Below are 11615 nucleotides of genomic sequence, written 5' to 3' on the forward strand. Positions count from 1 at the left end.
TATATTAGAGAGATTTGGATTAATATGTTAAAATTACTAGTAAAATGGGGAGAGTGGGGAGAGTTTATTATTAAAAAGTCTATTAAATATTTGAAGCTTTTAATGTTTCTAGGAATTTTATTACTTGCTGTAGGTTGCTCAAATTCCGGAGAAACTGATAATAATTCAAATGGAAATGATGAGGAAAGTCAAAGCAAGGGGGAAGAAAATGTGCAGGCCGTTTTGGAGAATCTGTTTACTGGACCTAGCGAAGAACAAGAAGAACTGATGACGGGTAACGTAGAAAATTTAGGAGAAAAACTCAACGAGTATCGTCAAGAAAATTTCGAGCCACATTTAAGTGAAAGTTTCTTTGAAAAGTTCGTGAATACTAATGGTCCACTAATGTTTTTACTAATCGCTCAACCTAACTACGTAATGGAAGTTGAGGAAATTGTTATTGAAGAAGATGGTAGTGATTACAATTTCACTGTCACAGTTGCTTATACGGATCAAGAAAGTGAAGAAACTAAAACAATAGATGTTGAAGGTACAGCTTATACAAATGAACAAGGTGAACTTACGAGCATTGAGTATATGAATGTAGACGAATTTCGAAGTGCTATGGAACAATAAGTATACGAAAACCAAGACCAGTAGAGCAGCTTCATAAAGCTGCTCTACTGGTCTTGGTAAAAGGGAGAACCTCTCATGATTGTTTTTAACATCTAGGCTTGATAATGGAAAAATTCATCCCCCCCTAGTCATTAGTGTGCACCCCTTAAAATAGACGTTGAAAAAACCCCTGGGTACAACGTACGATTTTTAAGGGGTGCATTCTTATGGCTTTTAAAAGGTCAAAAGAAAAAAGGTTGGACGAAACGGTGGATTGCCAATAAATTAGATATTCATGATAAGGACTTAATCAAGGCTTGGGCAAGGAAATACCGAGCGCAGGGCGCTTATGGTTTGGTTGACAGGCGTGGTCGAGGGTCAAAGAAGCATGGGGAATATACGGATCAAGAAAGGTATATCCGTTCGTTGGAAATAGAGAATGAGGTATTAAAAAAATATTTAGAGATTCTAGGAAGGGAGAAGCGTTAACGGCCTATCAAGTAATTGATGCTTTACGGGGAACCTACACGATCGAAGAATTGTGTGCTTACCTTAGCGTTTCCAGGAGTGGATCCCACAAATACCGTGCATGCAGAAAACACCCGGATAAGGATCGTTTCTTGCGAAACCGAATTTGGGAACTTTATAAAGTTTTTGATCACTGTTTTGGGTACCGACGAATTCAAGATGAATTAATCCGACAGGATCAATGGAAGGTGAACCATAAAAAAGTATATCGTCTGATGGATGAAATGAACTTAAAAGCTAAAATACGCAGGAAACGCAGCACGAAGCTTCGCATGAAAAAAGTGATGAAGCCTTATATCGCCGACAACGTTTTAGCTCAGAATTTCCATGCGGAGAAACCGAACGAAAAACGGGTCACCGATATCACTTATATTATTGTGGGACGGGAACACCGTTATTTATCCACGATTATGGATTTATACATCAGGGAAATCATTGCTTATCAAATCAGTGATTCCTATGACTTAACCTTTGTGCTGCATACCGTAAAAGAAGCTGTTCATAAAGAAACAGACGCAATGTGACCCCCGATCCTTCACAGTGATCGAGGAACCCAATATACGTCTGAAGATTACCATAACATACTGGCTGACCACCACATCATGCCCAGTATGTCAGGTAAAGGCAATTGTTTTGATAATGCCTGTATCGAAAGCTTCTTTTCCCATTTGAAGTTCGAAGCTCTCTACTTGTAGAAAGACATCGCTCAGATCCACTTCTGCCATCTTTTTAATCCATATCGGACATAAAATTGATCCACTTATGACAAGAGTGAGCCACTACCTTATAAATAATGGCTCACCTTTTTATTGTCTTAATCCAAAACGTTCCCTCATAGAAGTTTCACCGTCGATGACAATGCTATAGGAATCGTGAACGATACGATCCAAGATAGCGTCTGCGAGTGTGCTTTCTCCTATCTTCTCATGCCATCCTCGCGGATCGAATTGCGAACAGAAAATGGTGGAACCTTGTTGATGACGAGATTCCACAATCTCTAATAGGTCTCTTGCTTGAGTATCATTAAGAGATGTTAAAAGCCATTCATCTAAAATGAGTAGGTTGACCTTTTTATATTTCTTCATGATTTTTCGATAGGTCCCATCTCCCCTGGGAATAGCCAATTCATCAAGTAAATCCGGCAATCTCGTATACTTAACTTTATAAAACTGCCGACAGGCTGCGTTCCCAAACGCACACCCTAAGTATGTTTTTCCGTTCCCGGAAGCACCCATTAATATGATATTATGGCGTTCTTCGATATAAGTACCCGTCGCAAGACGTAAGATCAAAGCTTTATCTAATTTTCTGTCAGAGTGGTAATGTATATCTTCGATACACGCTTGAGTGTCTCTTAATTCAGCCGCCTTGATCAGTCTTTCGAGTTTGCTATTTTGTTTCCGAGCCCATTCCATGTCCACTAGTAAACCGAAACGGTCTTCGAAGGAGAGATCGTGGTAGTCAGGATTGTTCAGCTGTTCTTTAAAAGTATCTGCCATTGCTGTCATACGCATATCTTGTAACTTAGTCAATGTGTTATCAATTGTCATGTTTTTTACCTCCGTAGTAGGCTGCACCACGTGTGAAACCGTACGTGCTCTCATTATTTGATTTATTGGTTTCTGTTTCTATTGGTAGTTTATCCTGACCCGTTTTTAAAATGGTTTGAATACTTTTCAGTTTAGGTCGTGGAGTGAACGTTAAAATCCTCTTACAAGCACTTTCAATTCGCTCAATGGAATATTTATCAGCTAATTTCATTAAACCGAAGGTTGCCTTCAAACCTTGCTTTTCTGAAGGGTAGCTTTCCAAAATCTTTTCAATAGTTAAAGATGTGGAAGGTCCTGCCTTTTCTCCCCAATTGAGAATATAATCTTTATCAAATTCTAGATACTGTTGATGTTTCACAGGCATGTGATCAGGGATTGTGTGATATTCTCCTTCACCTTTTTTCAGTCTCTTGTGAGAAGCGATGCGAGAATGCTTATAAAAAACCTCTACGATGTTTCTCGTTATTCGAATATCTACGGTACAATTGATATAATCGTAGGGTACAGAGTAAAACTTTGTATCAGCTTTGATATGGTAGTCAGGTTGGACAGTTGCTGTTGTCCAAGTCGCCATTTCATAGGCGGAAGTAGGTAAGGGAGCTAAAGCGAACTTCTCTTCTTCTTCAAAGGCTTGCTGCCTACTTCCACTTGTTTTTTGAAAAGTTTTATCGTTGAATTCTTGTAATTTCTCTTGTATAGCTTCGTTCACTTCTATCAGAGTGAAAAATTTTCGGTGTCTGAGAGAAGCGATAATCCACGTTGATATGTGCTTGACGGCAAGCTCTACATTTGGCTTGTCCTTCGGACGGCTAACTCTAGCCGGTATTATCGTTGTCTGATAATGTTCAGCCATTTCTTGATACACTCTATTAATGACCGGATCTGTGCGTGATGACTTTGTTACTCCCGTCTTCAAATTATCGGGTACGATAATTCTTGGAGTTCCCCCGTAAAACTGGAAGGCGTGTATATGGGCTGAAATCCAACTTTCCATATTCATGGATAAGAAAGCCTCTACATAAGCATACTGGCTGCACGGTAGTACAGATACAAAGACATAAACGGGTGTCTTTTCTCCGGTATAACGATCTGTGAGATACATCGTATCTCCTGCCCAATCTACTTCTAACTGTTCTCCAGGCTTTCTTTTAATCCTCATAGTAGCTTTTGTTTTTCTTGCATAATCGTTATAGAACCTGCAAAACTGACGGTAACTATAAGGAATCTCATCATTCGATCGACATTGGTGCGAATACTCATCCCACAATAAGGACAATGTGACCCCTGATTTAGCCAATTCCTTATGAATATAATCTCCATCCGGTTTACGACGATGGTCAGAAGGGATTTGTTTCTCCGGAAACAATATACCCATTAAATCAGCATCTGTGACCTCATCTTCTAACGGCCACTGGACAGCTCTTTCTTCAGCTCGTTTAAGAACTTCCCTCACTGTGTTACGTGAATGACCACAGCTCGAAGCGATTCCCCTCTGTGTAACCCCTTGCGCTTGAAGCCTTAAGATTTCTCGATACTTAACCACACAAAAAGACCTCCCATTTTATAATAAAGTAGTACCGTTCAGGTACTCTTTAATTATATATAGAAGGGTGGATCAGCTTTGTCTTAATTGGGTCCATTTTGTGTCCGAAGTGGATCAAAAAGATGGCATGGCTGGATCAATTCGATGGCTGTCTACACTACTATTATCCAATCGCAGTTATCGATGAAGCTCAAAGAATAACGGAAGAATATATCTATTTCTATAATCACCAACGTGCTCAGAGAAAACTAAACCGCCTGACCCCTGTTGAATACAGAAATCAGGCGGTTGCATAACCCCGGTGTTTTTTCAATGTCTACAGTTTTGGGGCTTGACCACATCTTAAGTTAACTAGGGGGTGATTAGTATAGTTCTTTAAATTCAAAACCAGACAAGCTAGTCGCGGTAGTATAAGAAATATTATCTTCATCTACTTCAAAGCTATAGACATCGGCTTGCTCACTAGTGCTGCCAAGGAATTTCAAATAACCGTTGTAGATGTGATAAAGTATAGAGCGTTGTTCATGAGGCTGTCCCTCAGTAACGTGTCGTGCTCCACAGTCACATTCATAATATTGAATAATATCATATTTACTACTCATGCTTTCACCCGTTTTGTCGGATACTTCTGCTCTTCCTCCTGGATACATTTGGTGCGTTCCATGCACCGGACATGGTTGATATGGCATTAAAATCCCTCCTTGTTTTTTGAAAGGTGGATGATTACCGCCTTTCACTATATAAAGGGAAATAACTAAATAAAAAAACAACCATAATCTGAATTACGCGGTTTATTTCATCGATTAATTCCATCGAAACGTCCTTTTCCCTTTTCTAATTTTGTAGTCTGAAGAAACCGAAGAAGTCGCGGCCGACGAGACCACGACAGAGGAAGAACCGGAAACCCAAGAAGAAAACAAGGAAACGGAAGAATCAGCCCCTTCTCAAGAAACGACGACCGCATCCGAAACCCCGGAGACCGAAACCCAACCATCTTCCAATGAAGCCAACGAAGATCTGTTTTCCGGTTATGAACGTATCGACGTGGACGGCGGAGATCAGAGTGGCGATCGTGCTCCCCGCGTTGTTGTAGATATCGGCTACGGCGACCGGGAGTACTGGGCATTCACCAATGTTATATTTAGGTTAGAGGCTTTTACGCTTGGTATTAAAAGAACCACACATATTAGACATATCTAAAATGTGTGGCCTTATTTTGATCTTATCTTCAAGAAACGCCCCCATTAGCGAAAGACTTGATTTCAAGATAAACTCAGGGAAAATTCATACTTCATTTGAAACAAAAGTTCCAGCTACAAAATCGTGAATTGCTTTTTTATCTTTGCGAAATACAATCATTAACGCACTCACCAGCGTGGATAAACCAACAGTTGAATACCCTATAAGAAACTTGCCGATGAATTCTCTAAAAAACATATCCGCTATATTTAATTGCTTACCATTAGCTTTATTTATCCTTATGTTTACTAACCTTTTTCCTACGTTGTAGCCTCCCCAGATTACAGGAAGGATGATGGAATAAATGATATACAAGACGTTCCAAGTGACACCTTGTGTCCAATTTAGTGACGGTGTACCTGTAGAAAGATAAACAAAAACTCCGATTGGAATAACAATAACTAATGTATCTAACACACCAGCAAACAATCTCATCCCAAAACCTGCTCTATCTAAATCAAACCCCATTTCACCACCCCTTCTGAACCTTAGTTCAAAACATTACACAACCAGAAACGACTCACTATCTCTGCTCGAACGTTATATCAATAAAGTTGTAGTATCCCCTTATTGAACAATCGCCCCCGTTTATGGAAAACTTGAAATCAAGACAACCCCACTCTCAATAAGTATCTCATCTGAAAACTTCAGCAATCCAAACTTATAATTCCTTGTTTGAGTCCATATTGGACTAAACTTTCGTAAGGATCTCCAGTTATACCAAATAGCTCACAAAAAGCTGGTTCAGTTTTATATCCCTGTTTTTTAAGTTCAATTACTTTACCTTTAAGAGAAGGATTATCTTTTAAAAGTTCGTATTCAATAACCATATGTAAATAAGCGTTCTGACAATAAGTAGATTGGTCCTGCCCAAACAACTCTACCTCAAAGTTGTTTGACAAGAAATTGGCCTTAATAACTTCACGATTTCTTATAATTATTCTTTTCATGGTAAACCCAGGCTTGTTCCCATAAAGATCATCTAATCTTTTTTCAAAGAGCTTTAAGTCTTTTACATCCATAACAATATCCAGATCTGAATTATCTAAATCAATACCAATTGGGATAGTCCCACAAAGCACAGGGTTATAGATACTCAATTCATCAAATATACACAGTTCTTTAATAGTGTGATAAGCATCTTTTTGCTTCTTATTACCTTTTTTCATCTTTTCGAAAAGATCATACAATTTATTCGCCACCTATGAATGCACGTTTACTATAGGATATAAAAGCCAACTGTTAGCAATAGAGGCTGAATCTATATGATACTTATAGAAATAATAATCACTTAAATTTTCCGGAAGTATCGAAGTGATATATAGTTTTCTTCCTCAGAATTTCCATAGTCTATTTGCTCACTATCGAAAATAAATCCTTTTGCTTCATAAAAAGGAATACCTTTATCATTCCCCTTTGAAACAGAGACCCACTGTTCCCTTGCACCAAATTCTACTTTTTGTTGTTGAGTTAATGCATCTAACAGTAAGGTTCCAATCCCTTCATTTCTTCTGCTCGAGTCCAAATATAAAACAAAGATTTCACCAATGTTTTGATCGATCATACCTCCACCCGCTGCGCCAATTACTTGGGCATTTTCAATTGCAACAAAATACCCTCCCCAATATCTACTCGTTTCTATAACTTCCCTTTCTATTCTTTCATGGTTATAAAATTCCTTGATAACTCTTTCAATATATTCTTCACTTCGTAATTCACTGTATGTTGCCCAATAACCTTCTCTGCACACTTTTGAGATTCCAGCAACATCGCTAAGATTCCCTTTTTTCACTTCAATCATACTTTCTCTCCCTTCCACAAATCATAAGTTAGATGCTCAGAGTAATACAGGAAAATTAAATTTCCTAAAATAAAATAACTCTTCACAGAAAATAATGAAACTCAGTCTCTCAATATTTTGCCTATTAGTGAAAAAGCAATTGTCCATAATGAACAATCGCCCCCGATGCATGAAGACTTGAAATCAAGATAACCTGCGCATAATCGTCGTACTATGAATAAAAACCTAAATGTGTTAACTTAAAAATTCAAATAAAGTTAACACTTTTGAATACATTAGAAAGGGGCTCTCAGATGAAAAAGTTCACTAGACACATGATCAGTTTTATTTGCAGTTTCTTACTGTTTTCAGGAAGTTTGTGGACTCTAACTTCTAATGAACTCTCAAGCATTACTATCACTGTTAACTACATATTTTTAATCTCAGGATTCTTAGGCATTATTATATTCACTTTAGGTATGAAGAAAACGAGAAGCGACAATGCGTGATGCATTTCGCTTTTCGATAATTTTACATAATGTGTTTTACATGCCATAGCCCCGTTAGCACAAAAATGAATACTGTGTCCCTATGGCTTAATCAAGAAGAAGATTGCAACTGCAATAAGCATTGGTGTTAACATACTTTTAGCTTTATTTTTTCTCCACATATCCACCGTAATCGTAATACCTGCTACGATCATTAAGAAAATTCCAGGTAACTTTATGATATTTAGTGTCAGTAGATTTCCAATAGAAGCGAAAAAATAACCTATTACAAGTGAGCCGATTGTGAAAACAAAATGTACCGACTTAAAATCCTTCTTTGCAGAGTTCCTATCATCTGAATCCATTTTTAAATAAGTTCTAACAACCATAAAAGTTGGTATTCCCCATGTAATAAGGAAAGTAACCAATGAATCAGTATCTATGTTCAAATACAGCCCCCTACCTAACTTCATTCCTCATCTATTTCCTCCGATTGTTGGAGACTCAAAATAAATAAGTATTACGCACATTAGTTGGAAATTGTAGCAATTATTTACTATTATTTACTTAAATTCATCCATAAACATGGGTGGCGATTTGATTTGTTTAAGGGACTTCTATCAAGCTTTTTATCCAGAACCTTCCCCATTTCTTCGTATAGAAAAAGAAAATGAATAGATGTAAGGAACCACGAACAGTCAAGTCGCATTGCAATACCCTAACGAGCAAATCACTGTATCTTACGCCCGAATCCACTTCCAAATTTCCTTAGGCGTCGCGTTCTTTCCATACATCAGAATGCCGACCTCGAAGATCTTGCCAGCCAATTTGATCATCAACCAAACACTGATCATAAGCACGACAACCGCGATGACAATCTCCACCCATGGCAGTTCTCCAAGCATAGCCATCCTCATGATCAACACGGCTGGTGATGTAAAAGGAATGAACGAGCCGATAGTCGCAACGATACCATTCGGGTCATTCAATATGGGTCCGATGAAGACGAACGGAAGAAACGGCAGCATCATAATGAACCCTTGGAAGTTGCTTGAGGAACTGATGTCCTCGACTGTAGCTCCGAACCCTACGAACAAGGCAGCGAACAGTAGGTATCCAAGAATGGCGATGAACACCATAATCAGCAGCTCAGGCACCAACAAAGAATCAAGAACAGGGACATCTTCTAGTCGCCATGTTGCGATTGGCACTCCAAATCCTAACCAGACAACAACCTGACTCAATCCTAGCCCGAAGTAACCTATTATCTTCCCTTGCATCAATTCTCCTGGTGTCATCGAAGATAAGATGATCTCTGACACCTTCTCTTTCTTTTCCTGTGAAGCACTTTGGAAAATCATCATCCCTGTGAAGACAATGGCAAATAGAACAATCAAGGAAAAGATTCCCGGGACAATCAGTTCTCCTTCTATAATACTTGATTGATTGCTTGTGCCCCCTTCTGATGAAGGAGCTGCTGTTTCCGATTTAGTAAAAGCAATACCCGAGGTGATTTGCTGCAGCTCAGCCTCTGTAAGACCCAACTGTTCGAATTGATAGGCTTGAATCGGTTGACTCAGAAGCTGCAACTGCTCAAAGAATGACTCAGTTACTTCTTCACTCGTTGTCACTTCGATCACCCCACGCTCGATCGCATCCTCCGTTAATGACAGGAGCGCTTGATTCTCTCTATCATCGATGGCATTCGCTACAGTCTGATCATCCCCCTGTACAACTTCAATCTCCCAATTGAGGGACTCCTGATTCTCCACAAATGCTTCGATTCGCGGCGCAACGCCAACTTCGTCTTGCACATACACATTCATCATTTCTGAATCATTCGTACTATCAGATCCTGAAAGCAGAGATGGTAGAAACGCAAACAAAAGAAAAATGAGAGGAGTCAGCAATGTGGAAATGATGAACGACTTGTTCGTCGCATTCCGCTTAAACTCCCACTTAGCAACTTTCCACGTATTACGCATAATCCGCTCCCCCTCCGCTCTTCATCAAATCCTTGTCTGTAGCAATACCTACGAATATTTCATGCAACGAAATACGGTCGATCGTCATCTCTTGAATGATACAATCCTCGGGCATATATGTGACCCATGTCGGAATGTGAACATTCTTTTCCAAATAAAGAACCGTTTTACTCCCGTCCTGCTCGACGTTTTGGACTGATGGAAGATTTGCGAAAAGAGAGGCCTCATTTTCACCGATGAGCGTGCATTTGTAATTCGAATACTGTTCCTTGACCCCCTCCATACTGCCTTGAATAACTGTTTCCCCCTTATGTATGAGTAGCAAGTCATCCGCAATCTCTTCGATAAGATTCATCTGGTGAGAGGAAAGCAAGATAGCTGTTCCCTTATCAGCAAGCTCCCTGATCTCCCGCTTAAACACGTCTTGGCTGACTGGGTCAAGCCCAGAGAATGGTTCATCCAATATCAAGAGCTCCGGTTCATGAATGATGGAAGCAATGAACTGAGCCTTCTGCGCCATCCCTTTGGATAACTCTTCAACCGACACTTTGTCTTTCCCTTCTAAGCCAAACTTCTTCAAATACTCCAGAGCACGCTCTTTCGCCTTCTTCTTCGGATAATCTTTCAAATCCGCAAAGTATAGAATGATATCCATGATCTTCACGTTCTTGTACAAGCCGCGCTCTTCAGGAAGATAGCCGACCTTCTGATGCGGCACCCCCTGTTCCATATGATCCTGATACTGGACGCTCCCTTCGTCCGGCTGCATGATTCCCATCATACTTCGGATCGTCGTCGATTTACCCGCACCGTTCGGACCGAGAATCGCCGTAATCATCCCTTTCTTCACACGGAAAGAGATGTCTTTCACAATCTGTTTGTCTTTATAAGACTTGCCGAGTTTCTCTACGGTAAGTAATGTCTGGTTCATTCTGCTCTTCCTCTCTTTTGTCACTATCTATTAGTAAGTGTGATGAGTCTAATGTGATTTTCCACAATTGCCCCCGATACAGGAAGACTCGAATTCGTGACACTTTGTAGTTGATCTTTAACTAACTCACCCGGTACATCAATAGTAAAATCTACTTTTCACTGCTCTCCTTTGCTTCTTCACGTATCTTTTTTAGTTCCTCGGTCTGCTCAAGAATATTATTGTTGACCTTTTTTATTGCGTCATATATCGCAAATATACCAGCAAATAATAGTAACAAAATCAGTAATTGCAATTCGTTCCCTTCTTTCCTTTATGTATTGCCATTTCACGAATGTAATCATTTTTTGAAGACTATCTTATAAAATTCGTACCCAGTGGCATGAGTAAATCTCTCTATTGAAAAATAGCCCCCGATTGTATAATTCTTGAATTAAAGTTTTATTAGATAACGACTTCGTATCAATAAACTTCAGATTACATCTCTATTGAATTCCTCTATTTTTCTTAGCAGTGCTAACTGCCATAAATATAATTAGTATTGCACTGTTAGCGAATAAAACTAACACAAGATATGCTGATGCAAATGCCGTACCTTGACTACCAATATAGGCAGCATATCGTGAGCCTACGAAGTGAAATAAGTAGGGTGCCCCAATTGTAACTATAGCTAATAGTAAGTGAGTTTTTTTATTTTTGTGGTTATAAACAAACCAAACCCAAGTAGCACATATTAACAGGAATGCAATGAACAATAAAATACTTAATCACCTACCTAAAAGCTCAAATTAGAAGTTGAAGAAATTCCTCTTTATGTAATTTACGTATAAACCTATATGAAGTTTCAAAAATAAGTTAAATCATCCATTTACCTCGAAACTGAGTCTTCAACTATCCTGCCCTTTACTTGAAGACTCGGTCTCAAGATAACTGCCCTTAGTTGCAGAAGGATTTATATCTTCGTAAAGTATGCTGAA

The 11615-nt window shown here is 39.1% G+C and carries 13 protein-coding genes and 1 pseudogene; 5 read left to right on the plus strand and 9 right to left on the minus strand.

What is annotated here, in order from left to right:
* Nucleotides 1-24 precede the first annotated feature (24 nt).
* The 4 genes and pseudogenes from BW931_RS05530 to BW931_RS13840 all read left to right on the plus strand — a co-directional run.
* The gene (locus BW931_RS05530; RefSeq protein ID WP_076570608.1) at nucleotides 25-615 is read left to right on the plus strand and encodes a hypothetical protein; all 591 of its coding nucleotides are present in this window, start codon (nucleotides 25-27) and stop codon (nucleotides 613-615) included.
* 150 nt (nucleotides 616-765) lie between these two features.
* Entirely contained in the window at nucleotides 766-1083 is a 318-nt protein-coding gene (locus BW931_RS13760) for a helix-turn-helix domain-containing protein (RefSeq protein WP_076570611.1), read from the plus strand.
* 131 nt (nucleotides 1084-1214) lie between these two features.
* Complete coding sequence (locus BW931_RS05540) at nucleotides 1215-1646, plus strand: IS3 family transposase (protein ID WP_159435669.1); 432 nt, start codon at nucleotides 1215-1217, stop codon at nucleotides 1644-1646.
* A gap of 6 nt (nucleotides 1647-1652) precedes the next feature.
* Nucleotides 1653-1703, plus strand: a pseudogene (locus BW931_RS13840) (hypothetical protein); the annotation flags it as partial.
* A 225-nt stretch (nucleotides 1704-1928) separates the two neighbouring features.
* Here the strand turns inward: BW931_RS13840 and istB are convergent.
* Nucleotides 1929-2672, minus strand: coding sequence for an IS21-like element helper ATPase IstB (gene istB, locus BW931_RS05550; protein ID WP_076570617.1), 744 nt, complete (start codon nucleotides 2670-2672; stop codon nucleotides 1929-1931).
* Nucleotides 2662-4215 (minus strand): IS21 family transposase, encoded by a 1554-nt coding sequence (gene istA, locus BW931_RS05555; protein WP_076570620.1) that lies wholly within the window; start codon nucleotides 4213-4215, stop codon nucleotides 2662-2664. The genes istB and istA overlap by 11 nt, the downstream gene beginning before the upstream one ends.
* 122 nt (nucleotides 4216-4337) lie before the next feature.
* Here istA and BW931_RS05560 point away from each other — a divergent pair, with 122 nt between their 5' ends.
* Nucleotides 4338-4511 carry an IS3 family transposase gene (locus BW931_RS05560; protein ID WP_143541860.1) on the plus strand — a complete coding sequence of 58 codons (174 nt, stop codon included), beginning with the start codon at nucleotides 4338-4340 and terminating at the stop codon, nucleotides 4509-4511.
* Between the two features lie 66 nt (nucleotides 4512-4577).
* Here the strand turns inward: BW931_RS05560 and BW931_RS05565 are convergent, their stop codons facing one another.
* The 7 genes from BW931_RS05565 to BW931_RS05595 all read right to left on the minus strand — a co-directional run bounded on the left by BW931_RS05565 (nucleotide 4578) and on the right by BW931_RS05595 (nucleotide 10638).
* Nucleotides 4578-4904, minus strand: coding sequence for a hypothetical protein (locus tag BW931_RS05565; RefSeq protein WP_076570623.1), 327 nt, complete (start codon nucleotides 4902-4904; stop codon nucleotides 4578-4580).
* Between the two features lie 595 nt (nucleotides 4905-5499).
* Nucleotides 5500-5922 carry an RDD family protein gene (locus BW931_RS05570; RefSeq protein WP_076570625.1) on the minus strand — a complete coding sequence of 141 codons (423 nt, stop codon included), beginning with the start codon at nucleotides 5920-5922 and terminating at the stop codon, nucleotides 5500-5502.
* A 179-nt stretch (nucleotides 5923-6101) separates the two neighbouring features.
* Entirely contained in the window at nucleotides 6102-6623 is a 522-nt protein-coding gene (locus BW931_RS05575) for a DUF4269 domain-containing protein (RefSeq protein ID WP_076570666.1), read from the minus strand.
* A gap of 122 nt (nucleotides 6624-6745) precedes the next feature.
* Nucleotides 6746-7255 (minus strand): GNAT family N-acetyltransferase, encoded by a 510-nt coding sequence (locus BW931_RS05580; protein WP_076570628.1) that lies wholly within the window; start codon nucleotides 7253-7255, stop codon nucleotides 6746-6748.
* Between the two features lie 568 nt (nucleotides 7256-7823).
* On the minus strand, nucleotides 7824-8171 hold the full coding sequence (locus BW931_RS05585) for a hypothetical protein (protein WP_076570668.1): 348 nt from the start codon (nucleotides 8169-8171) through the stop codon (nucleotides 7824-7826).
* 291 nt (nucleotides 8172-8462) lie between these two features.
* Nucleotides 8463-9707, minus strand: coding sequence for an ABC transporter permease (locus BW931_RS05590; RefSeq protein ID WP_076570631.1), 1245 nt, complete (start codon nucleotides 9705-9707; stop codon nucleotides 8463-8465).
* Complete coding sequence (locus BW931_RS05595; protein ID WP_076570634.1) at nucleotides 9700-10638, minus strand: ABC transporter ATP-binding protein; 939 nt, start codon at nucleotides 10636-10638, stop codon at nucleotides 9700-9702. The genes BW931_RS05590 and BW931_RS05595 overlap by 8 nt, the downstream gene beginning before the upstream one ends.
* Nucleotides 10639-11615 lie beyond the last annotated feature (977 nt).

This window comes from Salimicrobium salexigens, from assembly GCF_900156705.1.
Classification (GTDB): domain Bacteria; phylum Bacillota; class Bacilli; order Bacillales; family Halobacillaceae; genus Salimicrobium; species Salimicrobium album.

Bases quoted from the DNA above. Each gene is read 5' to 3' on its own strand.
- BW931_RS05590 (WP_076570631.1), bottom strand. From the start codon at position 9,707: ATGCGTAATACGTGGAAAGTTGCTAAGTGGGAGTTTAAGCGGAATGCG.
- BW931_RS05595 (WP_076570634.1), bottom strand. From the start codon at position 10,638: ATGAACCAGACATTACTTACCGTAGAGAAACTCGGCAAGTCTTATAAA.
- BW931_RS05560 (WP_143541860.1), top strand. From the start codon at position 4,338: ATGGCATGGCTGGATCAATTCGATGGCTGTCTACACTACTATTATCCA.
- BW931_RS05575 (WP_076570666.1), bottom strand. From the start codon at position 6,623: ATGAAAAAAGGTAATAAGAAGCAAAAAGATGCTTATCACACTATTAAA.
- BW931_RS05530 (WP_076570608.1), top strand. From the start codon at position 25: ATGTTAAAATTACTAGTAAAATGGGGAGAGTGGGGAGAGTTTATTATT.
- BW931_RS05570 (WP_076570625.1), bottom strand. From the start codon at position 5,922: ATGGGGTTTGATTTAGATAGAGCAGGTTTTGGGATGAGATTGTTTGCT.
- BW931_RS05565 (WP_076570623.1), bottom strand. From the start codon at position 4,904: ATGCCATATCAACCATGTCCGGTGCATGGAACGCACCAAATGTATCCA.
- BW931_RS05580 (WP_076570628.1), bottom strand. From the start codon at position 7,255: ATGATTGAAGTGAAAAAAGGGAATCTTAGCGATGTTGCTGGAATCTCA.
- istB (WP_076570617.1), bottom strand. From the start codon at position 2,672: ATGACAATTGATAACACATTGACTAAGTTACAAGATATGCGTATGACA.